Here is an 18,413-nt window from a genome sequence, read left to right as displayed (position 1 = left end):
CTTAATTTCATTTTAATATTTAATGTTATTAATATTTCCTCCAAACCATTTTATTAACTACTCCTGTATATGACTGAATCAGTTTTACTACTTTTGTACTTACATTCTCTTCTACATAATCTGGTACTGGTATTCCTAAATCTTTGTCTTCATTCATTTCCACTGCTGTTTCCACTGCCTGCAGTAGTGATCTTTCATCTATCCCTGCTAATACAAAACTCCCTTTATCCAATGCTTCTGGTCTTTCTGTACTTGTTCTTATACATACTGCTGGGATTGGTTTTCCTATACTTGTATAATATGAACTCTCTTCTGGTAATGTCCCACTGTCACTTACTACTGCATAGGCATTTATCTGCAAATTGTTATAATCATGAAATCCTAACGGTTCATGCATCATTACTCTTCTGTCTAATTTAAATCCTGTTTCCACTAATCGTTTTTTACTTCGTGGATGACATGAATATAATATCGGCATATCATATTTCTCTGCCATTTTATTTACAGCTGTAAATAATGACACAAAGTTCTTTTCTGTATCTATATTTTCTTCCCGATGGGCACTTAATAATATATAGTTTTTAGCTTTTAAATTTAATTTATTCAATATTTTTGATGCTTTTATTTCTTCTATATTATTTGATAATACTTCTGCCATTGGTGACCCTGTTACATATACTCTTTCCTTTGGTAGACCGCATTCATGTAAATACTTTCTTGCATGTTCACTGTAGGCTAGATTAACATCAGAAATAATATCTACAATTCTTCTGTTTGTTTCTTCTGGTAAACATTCATCCTTGCATCTGTTTCCTGCTTCCATATGGAAGATTGGTATATGAAGTCTTTTTGCACTGATAGCACTTAAACAGCTGTTGGTATCACCTAGAATAAGTAATGCATCTGGTTTGATCTGATTCATTAATTTATATGAACAGTTGATAATATTGCCAACTGTTGCCCCTAGATCATCACCTACTGCATTCATATATACTTCTGGATCATCCAGTTTTAGATCATGAAAAAATACTCCATTTAAATTATAATCATAGTTCTGTCCTGTATGAGCTAAGATACAGTCAAAGTATTTACGACATTTATTAATTACTGCACTTAATCTGATTATCTCTGGTCTTGTTCCTACAATAATCAGTAACTTTAGTTTATCATTTTCTTTCCATCTTACATTTGAATAATCTGTCACTATTTCCATTTTCTACCTCTATTTTCCATTAATAAAAGATAAGCTATATCAGCTCATCTTTTATCAATCCTGATTCTTGTTTTATTTTAGGAATAAGACTGTACTCTTGACCAACATTTGTTACATCAAACTGCATCACACTTTTACTAAGCCATGTCCACTTTCTTGACATCTTTCCAATTATATTCCCTGCTTCTGCCATGCTCATTGCACTGTTGGATACATATCCTGAATACTGACGATGTTCAAATTGATTATTTATCAAATACATTTTAATATCCCGCCAGGCATTCTTATAACTTTTTGAAGGATAATATTGTTTTAGAAGATTATCATTTAAATCAAAATTTACCGCTTTTCTACCATGGATAGTTGGCATTTCTTTCTTCTACCCGATAATATGATTCCAATGCATCTTCCCGATATTCTATCGTATCGCCTTCATAACGAAAATACCACTCATCTACTATCTTTAAAAACCATGGGGTATCAGGTAAATACCACTGAACTTCCATAAATACGCTAAAATCACTTTTAACGCCCTGGTATACTCCCCTTGCTATTTTTTTAATCCCACGTTTTTCAAAAACATGATCTACTTTCTCATAACATTCATCAATATCAATATTATTTTCCTTAGCTTTTTCTTCACTTAATACCATTTCCATCATCATATCTATCACTTCCTATCATGTATATATAATACCCAAACTGGTCTATCGTTTCAATACGATATTTTATCCTTCATTATTATATACTTTGATAAAAGTGTTTTTTCTTTATACTTCCTCATAATATGTATCTGGATGCTCTGGATCAAACTTTTCATTTGCCCACATTATTGTTACCATATCAGTTTCACCAATATTAATTATATTATGAGTATACCCTGTTGGGATATCTATTACTTCTAGTTTATCTCCACTTACATAATATTCTATCACTTCATCACTATATATATCTCTAAACTGAATCAATCCTTTTCCACTTACTACTAAAAACTTTTCATTTTTACTGTGATGCCAGTGCTGTCCTTTGGTTATCCCTGGTTTTGATACATTCACACTTACCTGTCCATATTCCTCTGTCTTTATAAATTCAGTAAATGATCCCCTTTGATCTATATTCATCTTTAATGGATAGCTGAATTTATCTTTTGGTAAATAGCTTAAATACGTACTATATAATTTCTTTTCCAAACTTCCTTCTTTCATATTTGGTACACTCAATGTCCCTCTTGATTCTTTAAATGATTTGATGATATCAGCTAATTCACCTAATTTAATGTAATGAACTGGAGTAACCTCATATATTCCTTCTTTACATGCTGCTGGATGTCCTTCTAATGCATTTATAAATTCATCTACTACATCATCAATATAGCATAAAGGTAATTCAACATTAGGATCATTGATTTGAATATCTTTTCCATTAGCAACATTATAACACCATGTTGCTGTTACACTGTTGTAATTAGGTCTACACCACTTACCAAACAGATTAGCAAGTCTGTAAATATATACTTTTGAATTCATTTTTTTACCATGATTTAAAAGATATTCTTCACCTTCTTTTTTACTTTTACCATAGTCATTGTCTTTTGAAGCCTGAATTGAAGAACTAATTAATATTGGACTTTTGTTATTATGTTCTTTCAATAAAGAACATAATGTTTCTGTAAATGTTACATTCCCTTGATAAAATTCACTAATATCTTTAGGTCTATTGATACCAGCTAAATGAAAGACAAAATCACAGTCACCTGTATACTTCTTTAAATCATTAATGGTATTATCAACATCATAGCTATAGATATCTTCAATATCTATATTACGAGTTCTGTCTTTACCGTCTTTGATATTCTTTAATGTACTAACCAGATTCTTGCCTACAAATCCATTAGCACCTGTTATTAGTATTTTCATATAATCCTCTTTTCTAATATTTTTACTAATTATCTTTAATTTTTATAGTTAAAATACCTTCTATACAAGGTAAATATACTACTTCACAATAATCTTTAAAAAAATCACCTTTCCAATCATCCCCAATAACAAAAATATCAACATTATATTCCTTTACATTCATAATTTTCTGAACTCATGACTCTTCAAAAATAACTTTATCAACATATATAATTTCTTCAAAGATCATTTTATAATCCTAATTACTATAAATATACATTTTTCCCTATTTAAACATTAAAAGTATCAGAACTTACCACAATAATTAAATACTTACATAATACTTTAGTTCTTTTAATAAAATTTAAATGCCTAACATAAATTAAATGTTCTATATATAACTCCAATTATTCATGGAAATAAATGAGTAACGAAAAACTGTCAAATAATACCTATTTATTATGTTTGAAATAGTTATTCACCATCAAATCGTGAATAACTGTAGCTAAAAAATGTAGTTTTTTTTACTACACTCGATAATGTATAAAATTTATGTGTCAGATTTGTATTTTTTGATAGTATTTTATGAATTCTTTTTTTATATCTATATGCACTACTAATGATAAATTCATTTTTCTCGCGTGACGCACAACTTTTACTGCTATTTTTTGATATTTATTTCTAAATGAATTCATACGCATTAATAGATCTGTGCCTTCTAATACAATTAGTCTAAAAATATGATAGATGTTATAACATAGTGATGCAATCATGAACTGAAAACAATTTTTTCAAAATCATGATGTCCTACATTGTTACCATTAAAGTCATCCTTTAATTCTTTTGTGAAGTTTTCTGAATTCCCTCTTTCTTCATAAAAATCACAAATTTCTTCATATGATTTATTCATATCATTTGTGATTATACAATATATAACAAGAAACATTGTTAATTACTTGTCTTGTGAGAGAAATACTTTAAAGATATATCTACATGGTGTCGATAAATTTTGAAGTGAATATTCAATTTCTCCATAATAGGGTTCTTGATGAGTATAATTTAAATAGTTTATCCCTTCATTAGCTAATTGCTCAATAATTTTATTTTGAATTTTTATATAATTTTTGGCTCTAATATAGTATTGGATGTCTTCATGATGCATATAATCCATGAATTCAACATTATAGAAGGCACTATCACCTCTTATAGAAATAAATTTTTTTCTATCAAGGTGTGATAAAACTTCCTTTAATTCATTAATAAATCCATTTGATGAATATGCTGATCCAGTTCTAAAATGAGAACTTAGTAATAATTTTATATTATATCCATTGATACCATAATGAAAAATATATGCAGATCCTTCCAGATGTCCGTTAATTATTGTTTTTGTCGAATCAACATCAAGAATGATGTTATCCCCATGTCTGTTGACATATTCGTAGCCAAGTTTTTGAACATATTCTTTAAGAGCCATATTCGTTTTAATATCAATCTATCAAAGAATCTAGATAAAGTAGGTTGCAAACAGGCATTAAAACATTGAGATAAAAGCGGATCATCAATAAGTGCTAACTGTTCAGCTTGATTAAAATAATCCAATAAGTTACGTAAAATAATTTGACAAGTGATATCAGAATTGGAATATTTAAGTAATTTTCTAGTGTTGTTAAAAGAGATGGAACATAATTGAGATAAGAGATTGTATTTTTTTAGAAAAGATAAAAGTAAAATACTACCACCATCATAAGAAATGTTTCCACCGTTAAAGTTTATGTTGTCAAAAATGTAATTAGAATGTAATTAGAATGTATTATATAAGTGCTTCTTGTATTGTAGTTTAGACATCTATATTATACAAGAGATTTTATTGTATATAAATAAAATTCATTCACCTAAAGGATGAAAATAATAAATCTTCCAAAACTACTATGAAATAAGCATTTTATATGGTTTTATCAAAACGTCATGAATAATTAGGGTATAATAATTTTTTCATAATTATAGCAAATCAATTCGTTTAATATATAAATATTATTTATTCTTTCTCAAAAATAATATTTCTAATCTTTTAATAAAATTATGTTTAAATAACACTATAATTCAAAATGAAGCTCTCACCGCAAGTAGCGAAGAAACGCTCTTAAGCAGAAAATGTCATTTAGATATTTTCGTACTTATTATATATGAGCCTGTAAATATGTATCTATTTTTTAGAATACTGACTAGTAAATTTTCAGGATAAACACATAAGAAATAGTGCATTTTTGTGGTATTATTAATGTAAAGAATAAAAGTAGTGCTAATAGCAAAGAAACCAAAAAATTAGATATAAATTATGAAGAAACAGATTTGAGTGTATTAAATAATTTTGTAAAAATTGTGAAGAGATTAGATTTATGAATACTGAAGAAGAATTAGAAAAAATATTTAAAATGATTAATATTAAATAAATAAAGTCTATGCTTAAAAATTAAACATAGACTTATCTAAAATTTTTTTATGTGTTTACCCTGTTTAATTTTTTATTTAAAAGATTTTTTTAAATTTTATATTATGTATTATGTTACAAAATCTCTTCACATATTTCTTATCACCTTTTTGTACATTCTTTCCCTACAAACTGCAAATTATATTATTCCAATCCCTTGATTGTTTCATAAACCGAATTTAATAATTATCTAAAACAATGAATTTTTTCAACATAAATTAATTTGCAGTTGATGCAATAAAAATGATGTTTAAAATTTATGGTTCAATAATATAATTCTCAGATTTAGATTTGACATGCTAAATTTATCTATTATTACTTTTGAACAAATTCATAATATATACTCATATTTTCACTGAAAAAGTATTAAAATCGATACATTAAAAAATAATTTTTGTATATCTTTAAATTTAAACTCCATACTAAATACTAACTATAATTAAATAAATTTATAAATCACTAATATCTTTATAATTTCCAAAATCAATAATAACGATATTATGTCTATTATATCGTTCATTTTCAGGTGGGAATTTTAAATAATTTCCATAAAAATGCTGCAAATATCTTTTATACATAATTGGACAAGAAAATTGATTATTTTCAAAATTTAAATCTATTGTCTTATTAATCCACTCAAAAAATAAAATTTCTTTATCATATCCATAAGAGCCACCTATATTAACAATAAACTTAGAAGGTACATTATTATATTTTTTCATAATATCTTCTAATTTTTTGTGCAAAAAATTATAACTATAAAAAAAAGATATTATCTTAATAAAAATATAGATAAATCTTTTTAAATATTGATTCTTCTTCCATAAAATATAATTTGATTTCATCAATAAAACTCTTGTATAAAAAAAAGAAAGTATTTTTTGTTTTTTTAAATCATTCTTTTTCTGAGGAACATTATCAAATGGAAATATATCTATAAAAATACCTTTCTCAATTTCTGCTCGCTGAATATTTTGTTCAATATATTTTGTGTTTTTTAATTGAAGTTTTGTATATGGTAACGCCATTTTTTTATCTGTATACCAATTTTGTAAAAAAATATAATGTGGTAATTCTTTATTAGCAAAAAATAAAAATTTTTCATAATCTTTCCGAAGCATACCAATATCTAAATCATCATCCCATGGAATAAATCCATTATGTCTAACGGCTCCTAATAATGAACCTGCAATAAGAAAATAATTTATTTTGTGTCTATCACAAATTTCTTTTACTTTTAATGCAAGTTTTAATTGGAGAAGTTGTACTTTTCTTAATTCATTATTATTCATAAAAAATTCCCTCCCTATTTAAAATATCTATTATTGTATTTATAAAATTATTCTCATAATTTTCCCAAGTACACATTTTAGATTTTTCAAGAGAATATTCTCCCATAGTCATCAAATTATTTTTATGTTCTATACACCATTTAAGTTTTTCATATAATTGATCAATATTTTTAGGTTCTACAATAAATCCATTTATTCTTTCATCAACAAATTTATCCAAACCAGAACTATTTGTGCAAATAATTGGTAAACCACAACTGATTGCCTCTAAACCAGCAAGAGACATCCCCTCCATTAATGAAGGTAAAATAAAAACATCTGCACTACTTAATTCTTCTAAAACCTCATTATGTAATTTTTTTCCAACAAAACATATATTTTTTTTATCACAATATTTTTTATAAAACCACTTAGAATCATCATATTCCCCAACTAATCTTAATTCCACATTATTATTAGATATTTTTTCAAATGCTTGTAACAAAAAAGTAATTCCTTTTGCAAAACTTATTTTTCCTACAAATAAAAACACAATTTTATTAATTTTTTTTAATTTTATTTTCGAACTAAAACTAAAATTTGAACCATATGGTATTTCAAAAATATTTTTTTCATTTATTCCACTATATTCCAATGATTTTGCAACGAAATGAGAAGGTACAAGAAAATAATCAGTGTTTTCATTTTCTTTAATAATTTTTTTTAAATACCATTTTGGAAATAAATAAGGCAAACAATCTTCATTATCATTAACATCATTATTTCTTAGATTAAATACTATTTCATGTTGATATATTCTATTAATATGCGAAACATCCATTATTCTTACAATTTTACTTCTCTTTTTTTTTAATATTTCAAAACACTTATAAGCATTTGAATCATAAATAATTATTGCATCTACATTATTTTTAATCGCATATATTGCAACTTTTCTTCCAAATCTATCTGCATTAAACTGTTGCCAAAATCTATAAATATAATTTATTTTAGAAAATCTAGACAAAAAAGCTTCTATATAACCACTTATAACACAAAACTGTATAACATCATCATCATCTAAATCTATATTTCTTCTCGTTGTTATCCTTTTTTTTTCGTTATAAGGCAATAAATGTTTTAAAATTTTTATTGAAAAACATTTTTCAGAATCGTAAATAGTTGTAATATATTTGAATAAAAATCCCCTTTTTTTTAAAGCAGAAGCAGTTCTGTAAGAATGTTGTTTACCAGGATGTGCTACAATTATTTTCATCTATATTTTTCCTCCATTTGATAGTTCTTTCTTCCAACCCAAAATAGAATAGAGGGAAAATAATTCCTATTTTCGCCTCTCTCATTGAACCATACGTATGGGTCTCGCATACTATATGGCGCTACATTTATATGTTAATACAACTTATCTTAAATAGTATAATGGTGGATTGACCAGTACAGGTCTTTCCTCTTTTCTTATAGCTAGTACTTCTGCATTTAGTAAGAAATTAACTACATTTCCATTTGCTTGCTTATACCACCAACTCTTGTATTTGCTACCGAGTAGATTTACTCATCACTGAAGTGATAAGACCCTTATTTTATGTCTTAGCCATTATCCAAATTCTTCAATGAATACTTTCATCTTCCCGATTCAATAATAGTTTATCCATCCTTTGACGATTTGATTTATCCTAGTAAAACGGTATTGATATTACAATAGGCTAGGCACTTCTTTCGAATGAACTTTTTTCAACATTTGTCATACAGACTTTTCTTTGTAGGTATACACTCCCATTTTGATAAGTTCTTAAAATATGTAAAGCCTAGATAACTGCTTTTCGTTGGTCGTACTACCTTGTTAACCCGAATTTTAAATTAATGACTTTATTCAAAATAAGCTAACTGAAAATTAAAATAATTTGACAATTATATAAGCACTTTATGATAACTATTTATACTGAAAAAACTTTTGACAAGGAAGATCATTTTTGCTTATTAATTAGTCATAAGCTCTTTTTTTGAGCTTATGGCACCTTTTTATTGCATAAAATGCTTAGGCTCTCTGTCAAAAAGAAATCGGAATAAATAAACTGTTATTTTAATTTGCTTTTATTGTTAATGAAATTTGAATATATTTTAATTTGTTTTACTTTTTTTACAATTATCTTAATTTGACTAAACCTTGTAAATTAATCTGCAAATCAACACTACCTTTGTTTGGTCACACTGACCTTTAGAAATAATTTTCTCTCTAGCCATGAGGTGACCGACTTCATCACTCGATTTGCTGCCATCTCACTTTTCACGAAGATATTGCTATCATCTGCTTATCTCCCAAAATGATTTTAAAGATATTGGATTTCATCGTCCACAAGACCTCCAAGGGTAATTCACAAATCCTGTTTCTTTCACAACGCCCTGATTTACTATCTTGGTTTTACATTTACCTTTTGAACTTAGGTTTGGATAGCAATCTCATCCATCATTTAGCCTTATATCAGATTTCTGTTCATACATTCGAAAGAATTGCTACACCACTGCCTCCATCCTCAACATTACTGTTAATGACTTGTAGTTCACTACACTTGGCGGTAATTACCTGTGGTTGATTTATCTCCAACTGAATTCGTGCCATACCTGGCACACTATCTAATTAATAAAAATATGTTATTTTTATTAATTAAAACATTTTTAGAATGATTTTACATATTTTAATACAAATTTTATTTTCACACCTACCTACATCTATACATTTCATCTATTAAATCAGCATATCTATTTGCTAAAATTTTATAACCGTTTATAGAAAGATGAAAATGATCTGCTAAAAATACGTCTTCTATTTTATAACTCTGTAATTCATTAAATATATCAAAAAAACAAACATTTTTTATTCCTAGTGATATAGATTGTATAATATTATTAAATTTTTTATAACTTTCAAGTGTTCCAGGAAAAAAATTTTCATCTATACACACAGTAGAAGTACAAATAACTTTTGAATTAATACTTAATAAATAATTTATGACATTATCATAAGTATGCTTAAAATCATCAAGTGAAACCCAAGTGTAACTTCCTTGAAATTTTAATAATATTTTATTTAAGATTGTTCTTATAAATGAATCAATCATTTGAATTAATTTTTTATACCATAGACCTGAATAAAATGGACGTGGGTTAAGCATACCATTTTTTTGATATCTCTTTGGCAAGATTCCAAAATAGTTTGGATAGTGGTTAATATTTGGCCGTAACATACCATCAACATTACCATAAAATAGAATTGTTACATCTGGATTAATTTCCAGAATATTTTTTTTAATACTTTCAACATATTTAATAGTAGTTCCTGAATATGCCAAATTGAAAATTTCTGCATTAATTCCTCTTTTATATAAATTTTCTTTTAAAAAATTGGAATAATTATATTTTTTCGAACCCAATCCTTCACTAATACTATCCCCTAAAATTAATATTTTCAAATACATATCCTAATCTTCCTTAACTCTTTTTCTATTTAATTTTTTTATTCTTGTTAATAATAATAAACATATTTCATCCTTAAATAATATCATTAGCATCATGTAAATTGACGCACCTATTAAAATTTGTAAAAAAGTTGTATACAAATGGGAGCCTAAAGAAATACCAATAAATTTAACTATAATACCCATTAACATTGATGCAAAAAAATAATTTAATATATTTTTTAAATTAAAATTAAAAATCAAATCACGTTTAACAAACACATATTGAATAATAATAGAAAACAAAATACTAATTATTGTTGCTACTGCAGTCCCTATTGAATCAAAAGTTGGAATCAAATATGCATTTAAAAATATGTTTAGAATTGCTGCACTATAGTATGAAATCGTTAAAGCCTGAGTTTTATTTGTAGCTGTCAAATATTGTGCACCAAAAACATTAGAAATTGAATTCATAATAGTCAAAGGTGAAAGAAATATCACTAACAAAGAAACCTTTTGAAAAGAACTTCCTAAATACCATGGAATCAATTCTTCTGAAATTGAAATAAGACCAAACATCATAGGAACAGACAAAAATAATGAAAATTTAATAGTTTTATTCATATAATATTCAATACTTTGAAAATTTTTATTTGCATATAAATTTGCTATCCTTGGAACCATAACAGTACATAAAGCGGTAATTACTGTTAAAGGAATATTAATAAATTTTTCAGCTTGATCATAAAAAGCTACTTGCTCACTACCAGAACCTAAAATTTGTAACATTATCTTGTCAAATTGAAGATATAACATAGTTGCAATTTGTGGTATGAAAAGCTTTATTGATGGAATAATATGATTAAATATATCTTTTAAACTTATATTTGAAAATTTTATGTATTTTTTTACAATAGGAAACATACTTATAGTTGTAATGAATGTAACAAATGAAAATAGAAAGAAATATATCCATAAATCGTTCCTACTTTTTATAAAAATAAATATTCCAATCACTGTAATTAATTTTGCTACGAAATTTCTAAAGGCTACAATCCCTAAATTTTCCATACCAATAAATATCCAAGAAACATCTAAAAAAACTGATAACACAAGCAAATACTGTACAAAAAAATATGTCGAATAATCACTAATGTAACAATAAGGAACATAAAAAATAGATATAATAACAAATATAAAAATCCTTAAAAGAAAAATTTGGGAAACTGTTTTTGTAAACATGATATTATTATCTCTAACATATGCAATTTCTCTATAAGCATAACTTTGAAGCCCTAGCAATCCAACAGTAGTAATTATACTCGTTACAGAATTAACATAGCTGTATATACCTAACTGAGTTGGGCCTAAAATTCTTGCTAAATATGGCGCAGTAATAACAGGAACAACAATTAAAAATATTTGATAGCCCACATTATAGATGTAATTTTTTATTAACTTATTCATTAGTCACAACTACTTTCTTATTTAATTTTTTAAATAATATACATGGAATGATCAAAACCATCACAAGATAAAAGTTTGTTGGTGTATAACCTCGGATTAATAATTGAAATGTTACAGCCACTATTAAACTATATATCATAAAATTAAATGGATCTCTTACTGATTTTCTATATTTTACTATGGTTTTGGACATCCACCAACCAAACAATCCCATAAAAAATATTATTCCAATCAGGCCAAAACTATAATAATATTCACCCAAACATGGATATGCATAACCACTTAATACTGCGACTTTATTCAATCCGTAAAGTTGAACTGTTGTACCTGGATTACCAGGTTTACCTTTCCATAACACTCTAGGTACAAATAATATTGCAGTGTAAACAATCATTTGATCAGCAAAGATATATGGAGTTAAATTAGGTGTTGCTTTTATAACTGCATAATAACATTTATAGATTCCAAAATTATCCATTATAGTTTCTAAGATAGTATTTAGAGTAAATCCTTCTAAACTTGATCCTATCCCACTCCTCATTGAATTTCTAGTGTAACCTATCATTGATATTATCAGAGCCAACATTAAACCAATAAACAATATTTTATCAATTCTAATCCTTTTGTTTTCTAAAATAAATTCAAAAATCATTACCGATAAAACGAAAATAACCACTAAATATCGAAAACCAGTTATTAAAATTATTATACAATTCAAAATAAACATAATATATTTAAGTATCTTTTTTTCTCCAAAATAATAATATATTAAATAAAGTGGTACTATTGCTCGAGTTGCTTGATCTATAAATCCTAACATACTGTTACTAAATTCATATTGAATCTGATTTTCTCCAATAAATCCAAGTGTCAAAATATAAGAAATGTTATATCCCTTTACAATCACAATAATTAGCATTTCTATCAAAAAACATAAACACCATACAATAAAAGCAATTCTCGCTATTCTAGAAGTATTTATATATATCATTCGTTTTATATTTTTTGATTTCCTCTTTCTATACTTTAATCTAAAAAAGGTATATGAAAAAATAAAAGCAATATATCCTAATAATGCATAGAAGCTTCCAGAAATACCATAATCAAATAAATCATGAACTCCAAAAACAATTGTATTTTCAGTATAAATATCATAAATTGGACAGAAAAAAAACATCATGATATATATTATAGAAACAAAAACTAAAGGATCAATTAAATCTAACTTTAAGCAATTATATATTATAAAAAGAAGTATTAAAGATATATTCAAATAAATAATATCAAAATATAAATTTTTTTTTAAAATAACTGAAATATTATTTTGGAAAAAAAATATTATGTAAAGATTAATACAAAATAGAACAAATAAAAATATAATAAGATTATTTTTTTTTATTTTAAACATTATTAAAAATCTCCATAAAATATGCTATTAAATCATTACAAATATTGTTTTTATTATACTTTTCTTGTGCAATCTCAATTGATTTTAATCTTGCTACATCATTCCAAATAGACGAAGAGTTAACCAACTTAGTAATTGAATCAATTATGGTATCTGGGTACTCATAATCGAATACATACCCATTAATCCCCTCTTCTACAGTTTCAGGACCATTGCCTACATGTTTAGAAATTAAAATAGGTAACCCAGACCATAATGCTTCGACCACAGTCAAGGGATTAGAATCAGAAATTGATGGTAATAAAAAGCAATCAGACATTGCATATAGCTCTATTATGCTATCTTGATTACACTGTCCTAAAAAACGAACATCAATATTTGATTTTTTTGCTATCATTACTAACTTATCTCTTAATGAACCATTTCCAGCTACTACAAAAATAATTTTTTCTTTTATTTCGTTATCTAAACTTCTTATACCTTTTAAAAAGACATCAAAACCTTTTACCACCTCTAAACGAATTGGCGAAAAGAACATATATTTTTCATTAGATATATCATATTTTTTCCTTAAATCATTCCTATTTTGTCTAAGTAGTTGATTTTTAGAATAAAAAATATCATCCTCGATTGAATTATATAACAAAAATAACCTAGCTTTTTTTGATTTATATACATCTATAAACTCTTTTGAATATTTACCTGCATAAAGAAAACCATCAAATTTTTGTAAAATATTAATCCTTATAATTTCTCTTAATTTTAAAATAATTTTATTATAATTTCTTTTTTCTAATAAATGTGATTCAGACCAAAAATATACTCTATAATTAAATTTGTTTTTAAATTTTAATGTTTTTATTACTGATGGTTGCAGATATGAACCACTACATACAACTATATCAGGACTTAATTTCAATAGGATCTCTGAAAGATTTTTGTTAAAATGAAAATATATTTTTCCTACTAAAATAGTTTTATTTTCTAAAAGAACTGTATATTTTCTTCGGAATTTTTTATATTCCCATCCTGGTCTATCCGATTTTTCTCCCACCATAACTAAAACATAAAAATTAATACCATTTTTTTCACAATTTTTATATAATTGATCAAAAAAACTCAATCTATATGGAGTTAAAATATTAGTTAAAAATACTAAATTCATATTTTTTCCTTTCTACTATATAAATTTATATACTCATTATATTTTTCTTCTATTGAAATATAAAAAAATCCATAATTATATCTTTCTCTTTTTTTTAATATAGAAAATAAATCATCAAATAAATTAATTACTCGCCCATATATTTTAGCACTTTCTGGACTTCCTCCTATATCAAAAGTAATTACTGGTGTTCCACATGCAATTGCTTCTAAATTTACAGTTGGATAATTATCTTCTAATGTTGGATTAAAAAACACTTCTGCTACACTATACCATTTAACTAATTCCTGAATATTTTCAGTTCTAGAAATACCGATAATATTTTTTGGTAAAATTTTAATCTGCTTTTTATTTAATCCAATCAAAACAATTTGATATTCACTATTTAGCTGTTTTGATAATTCAATAAAAGTATCTAACCCTTTTCTTTTATCCCATACAGATGCTACACCTAAAATTACTCTTTTATTTTCTATATTATATTGTTTTTTTATATCTGATGATGTAGGTTTAAAAACATTCGTATCCACACCATTGTTTATAACCTCAACTTGATAATTTTTTAAATATGATTTCTCAACTTCACTTTTTAACCATTTGCTAGGAGTTATCAAGATCATATTTTCAATACCACTAAATACTTCTTTTTTCTTATTAAAGTTACTTTCAATATTAGAAAATAATGTTTTAGGATATTCCCATTTATTTGGACATTTTACATTACAGCATATTTGCCATTTATCACATTTAGCATATGTGTAATATGCACAATGCCCTGTAAATGCCCAACAGTCATGCAGTGTCCATATTTTCTTTATCTCTGGATGATCTTTTAAATATTTAAAAAGTATTTCAATATTCACATAATATCCATGTATATTATGTAAATGGATAATATCTGGCTTAAATTCTTCAATCCTTTTTATGAATTCCTTTGTTGCATGTTTACTACCAAATCCGCTTGCATCAAATATTCTAGCCTTTAATACATGTAAATAAAAATCTAATTTATTACCAATTCTTATTGTATTGTATCCTTCTGGAGTATTCCCTCTCCCATACGCTATACAACATTCATGCCCTGCTTCTTTAGCAACTTTATATAAGTTTTTGCATATTGTTCCTGTAGAACTATTGCAGACTGAATTAATAAATAATATCTTTGACATTATCTATTCCTCCAGCCTGATAATTCTTCTCGAACAAGTTTTACTTCTAGTAGCTTATTCTTTACTTCTTCTATATCCATTAGTTTAGCATTATTTGAATTAAACTGAGTTAATCTGTTCTTCTCTATTCCTTCATAAAAGTACTTATCATAGTTTAAATCCCTTTTATCTGCTGGTACTTGATAAAAGTTTCCTAAATCTATTGCATTTGCACATTCTTCATCAGTTAGTAGCGTTTCATACATCTTTTCACCATGTCTGATTCCTATTACTTTTATTTCATTATCAGCATGAAATAATTCTTTAACAGCCTTAGCTAAGATTTCTATTGTACAAGCTGGGGCTTTTTGTACAAATATATCTCCACTTTCTCCATTTTCAAAGGCAAAGAGTACTAAGTCTACTGCTTCTTCTAGTGTCATAACAAATCTTGTCATACTTGGTTCTGTCAATGTTAAAGGATTACCTTCTTTTATCTGGTTAATAAAAAGCGGAACAACACTGCCTCTTGATGCCAAAACATTTCCATATCTTGTACACATGATACTTGTCTTTTCTGAGTCTACTGTTCTAGATTTAGCTACAATTACCTTTTCCATCATTGCTTTACTTGTACCCATTGCATTTACAGGATATGCTGCTTTATCTGTACTTAAACATACTACTCTTTTAACTCCACATTCTATTGCTGCTGTTAATACATTTTCAGTTCCTAAAACATTTGTTTTAACAGCTTCAATTGGAAAGAATTCACAAGAAGGTACCTGCTTTAAAGCTGCAGCATGGTATACATAGTCAACACCATACATAGCATTTTTTATACTGTTTATGTCTCTTACATCACCAATATAAAACTTAAGTTTATGAAAAACACTAGGATATTTAGCCTGATAAACGTGTCTCATATTATCCTGTTTTAATTCATCTCTAGAAAACACTCTGATTTCTTTGATATCTGTTTCTAAAAACCTGTTTAATACTGCATTACCAAATGATCCTGTTCCTCCTGTAATCAGCAATGTTTTATCTTTAAATTGATTCATCCCAGTTCCTCCAATTTCTTTAAAATCTTATCTATATATTTATCAATCGTAAAATTGCTCATGAAATAGTCTCGACTGTTTTTTGACAATATCTTAATCAAATTATCATCTGCATCAACCATCTCCATAACTATTTTTGCCAGTTCTTTATCATTACCAGCACTACAAATCATACCAGCATTAGCATTATGGATTATATCTGCCGATGTCCCATCAATTGATCCAATAATTCCTCTTCCCGCTGCCATATATGTCTGTAACTTAGAAGGAATAGTTTTACCAATATTACTATTTTTTTCTAAAGACAATAAAAATAATGATGTATCATTATAATAAGATATAAGTTCTCCAATCTTTTTTCTACCAGTAAAATCAAATATACTATCAAGTTTATTTTCCTTTACCTGCTGTTTGAATTTCGTTTCATACGAGCCACTGCCAATTATCGTAATTTTTAACTTGTGATAATAGCTATCAGGTATTTGAGCTATTGCTCTTACCAAGCATTCAAAATCCTGAGCCTTTCCTATATTTCCTGCAAAAGTAATATTTAATTTGTCCTGTTTTTCATATGGCTTCACCTTTAAAAAAAAGTTTTCCCCATGTTGTGGAATACAACTTAACTTATTTAGTTCCACTTTATTAATCTCATTTAAATAATTAATAAATGCTGGTGATGTTACACTAATAAAATCACACTTTTTATAAAGTCTGTTGCAAATTAAATTTAAAACTTTAAATATAGGGTTAGCTTCTTTTATATGAAGAACCTTTAACGATTCAGGCCATAAATCTAAACAATAAACATATACTTTTTTTTCATATTTTTTTTTATAATATAAAGCAGGTTTAATCATAAAAACTGGTGATAACTGATACACAAACACTACATCAAACTCTTTATCAAGTTTCTTTATCTCTTTTTTAGCATATCGTGGATAACTAAAATAATTTCTTACCAAAGAAATAGAATTATTTCCTCTCAATGGGATTTTTGTCCTAATTACATGTATCCCATTAATTATTTCATTCATTTTATCTTGATTGTCGTATCCAGGAAATAAATTACCATCAGGATAATTAGGCCTTCCAGTAATTACTGTTACTTCATTCCCTCTTTTAACTAGTTCTTCACAAATTTCATGTATTTTAAATGGCTCAGGATAATAGTATTGACAAATAACTAATATTTTCATTATTTATTATCCCCAGTTATTGAACCTGTTCCACCTTCTACTACACCATCACTTTTTAGTACTGATGTAATTGTTCCAAAAAAACATTTTAGATCAAACAAAAAAGAGATACGTTTAACATATTCTCCATCTAATCTTGCTTTTATGGGAATTTCTAGTTCATCTCTTCCATTTATTTGTGCCCATCCTGTAAGACCTGGTCTTACATCATTAGCATGATATTTTTCTCTTTGATCAACTAGATCATCTTGATTCCATAATGCTGGTCTTGGTCCAATAATTGCCATTTCTCCTTTTAAGATATTAATAATTTGTGGCAATTCATCTAGAGATGTCTTTCTTAAAAACTTACCAGCTTTAGTAATAAACTGATCTGGATCTTTCAACATATGGGTTGGCATATCCTTAGGAGTATCTATATACATTGTTCTAAACTTCAAGATATTAAAATATGTTTTATTAATTCCTACTCTTTTTTGTTTAAACAAAACTGGTCCTTTACTATCAAGCTTAATCCAAATACATAGAAAAATAAAAACAGGACTTAAAACAATAAGTCCACTTAATGCTAGAATAAAATCTAGAATTCTTTTAATTCCTTTTTGATACATTATTTACCTCC

General features: G+C 26.5%; 16 protein-coding genes and 1 pseudogene. All 17 read right to left on the bottom strand.

Going from position 1 to position 18,413, the window contains the following annotated elements; translation table 11 throughout:
• Positions 1–28: 28 nt before the first annotated feature.
• Positions 29–1,213 carry a non-hydrolyzing UDP-N-acetylglucosamine 2-epimerase gene (wecB, locus tag BMW96_RS03760; protein ID WP_092352651.1) on the bottom strand — a complete coding sequence of 395 codons (1,185 nt, stop codon included), beginning with the start codon at positions 1,211–1,213 and terminating at the stop codon, positions 29–31.
• Between the two features lie 34 nt (positions 1,214–1,247).
• Entirely contained in the window at positions 1,248–1,583 is a 336-nt protein-coding gene (gene vapD / locus BMW96_RS03755) for a VapD family protein (RefSeq protein ID WP_092352649.1), read from the bottom strand.
• Positions 1,564–1,878 carry a hypothetical protein gene (locus BMW96_RS03750; protein ID WP_092352647.1) on the bottom strand — a complete coding sequence of 105 codons (315 nt, stop codon included), beginning with the start codon at positions 1,876–1,878 and terminating at the stop codon, positions 1,564–1,566. Before BMW96_RS03750 ends, vapD begins: the two co-directional genes overlap by 20 nt.
• A 105-nt stretch (positions 1,879–1,983) precedes the next feature.
• A complete protein-coding gene (locus tag BMW96_RS03745; protein ID WP_092352645.1) occupies positions 1,984–3,129 on the bottom strand; it encodes a polysaccharide biosynthesis C-terminal domain-containing protein in 1,146 nt (381 codons plus the stop codon).
• A 25-nt stretch (positions 3,130–3,154) separates the two neighbouring features.
• Complete coding sequence (locus tag BMW96_RS14440) at positions 3,155–3,292, bottom strand: nucleotidyl transferase family protein (RefSeq protein ID WP_244881251.1); 138 nt, start codon at positions 3,290–3,292, stop codon at positions 3,155–3,157.
• A gap of 768 nt (positions 3,293–4,060) precedes the next feature.
• Positions 4,061–4,842, bottom strand: a pseudogene (locus BMW96_RS03730) (transposase).
• A gap of 1,206 nt (positions 4,843–6,048) precedes the next feature.
• A complete protein-coding gene (locus tag BMW96_RS03720) occupies positions 6,049–6,891 on the bottom strand; it encodes a LicD family protein (protein WP_092352637.1) in 843 nt (280 codons plus the stop codon).
• Positions 6,884–8,146 (bottom strand): glycosyltransferase family 4 protein, encoded by a 1,263-nt coding sequence (locus BMW96_RS03715; protein ID WP_092352635.1) that lies wholly within the window; start codon positions 8,144–8,146, stop codon positions 6,884–6,886. The genes BMW96_RS03720 and BMW96_RS03715 overlap by 8 nt, the downstream gene beginning before the upstream one ends.
• Positions 8,147–9,379: 1,233 nt before the next feature.
• Positions 9,380–9,505 carry a hypothetical protein gene (locus BMW96_RS14615; RefSeq protein ID WP_257606871.1) on the bottom strand — a complete coding sequence of 42 codons (126 nt, stop codon included), beginning with the start codon at positions 9,503–9,505 and terminating at the stop codon, positions 9,380–9,382.
• Positions 9,506–9,605: 100 nt separating this feature from the next.
• Complete coding sequence (locus tag BMW96_RS03710; RefSeq protein ID WP_092352633.1) at positions 9,606–10,361, bottom strand: SGNH/GDSL hydrolase family protein; 756 nt, start codon at positions 10,359–10,361, stop codon at positions 9,606–9,608.
• 3 nt (positions 10,362–10,364) lie between these two features.
• On the bottom strand, positions 10,365–11,810 hold the full coding sequence (locus tag BMW96_RS03705) for a flippase (RefSeq protein WP_092352631.1): 1,446 nt from the start codon (positions 11,808–11,810) through the stop codon (positions 10,365–10,367).
• A complete protein-coding gene (locus BMW96_RS03700) occupies positions 11,803–13,218 on the bottom strand; it encodes an O-antigen polymerase (protein WP_092352628.1) in 1,416 nt (471 codons plus the stop codon). The genes BMW96_RS03705 and BMW96_RS03700 overlap by 8 nt, the downstream gene beginning before the upstream one ends.
• Positions 13,211–14,383 carry a glycosyltransferase family 4 protein gene (locus tag BMW96_RS03695; protein ID WP_092352626.1) on the bottom strand — a complete coding sequence of 391 codons (1,173 nt, stop codon included), beginning with the start codon at positions 14,381–14,383 and terminating at the stop codon, positions 13,211–13,213. The genes BMW96_RS03700 and BMW96_RS03695 overlap by 8 nt, the downstream gene beginning before the upstream one ends.
• The gene (locus BMW96_RS03690; RefSeq protein ID WP_092352624.1) at positions 14,380–15,552 is read right to left on the bottom strand and encodes a glycosyltransferase; all 1,173 of its coding nucleotides are present in this window, start codon (positions 15,550–15,552) and stop codon (positions 14,380–14,382) included. The genes BMW96_RS03695 and BMW96_RS03690 overlap by 4 nt, the downstream gene beginning before the upstream one ends.
• Positions 15,552–16,595, bottom strand: a complete 1,044-nt coding sequence (locus BMW96_RS03685; RefSeq protein ID WP_092352622.1) for a nucleoside-diphosphate sugar epimerase/dehydratase — start codon at positions 16,593–16,595, stop codon at positions 15,552–15,554. Before BMW96_RS03685 ends, BMW96_RS03690 begins: the two co-directional genes overlap by 1 nt.
• On the bottom strand, positions 16,592–17,791 hold the full coding sequence (locus tag BMW96_RS03680) for a glycosyltransferase family 4 protein (RefSeq protein WP_092352620.1): 1,200 nt from the start codon (positions 17,789–17,791) through the stop codon (positions 16,592–16,594). Before BMW96_RS03680 ends, BMW96_RS03685 begins: the two co-directional genes overlap by 4 nt.
• Complete coding sequence (locus tag BMW96_RS03675; protein WP_092352618.1) at positions 17,791–18,402, bottom strand: sugar transferase; 612 nt, start codon at positions 18,400–18,402, stop codon at positions 17,791–17,793. Before BMW96_RS03675 ends, BMW96_RS03680 begins: the two co-directional genes overlap by 1 nt.
• Positions 18,403–18,413: the final 11 nt, after the last annotated feature.

Origin of the sequence: Thomasclavelia cocleata (genome assembly GCF_900102365.1) — a bacterium.
Taxonomy (GTDB): Bacteria; Bacillota_I; Bacilli_A; order Erysipelotrichales; family Coprobacillaceae; genus Thomasclavelia; species Thomasclavelia cocleata.
Note: the sequence above shows the minus strand (reverse complement) of the source record. Positions and strands in the feature narration are given on the sequence as shown.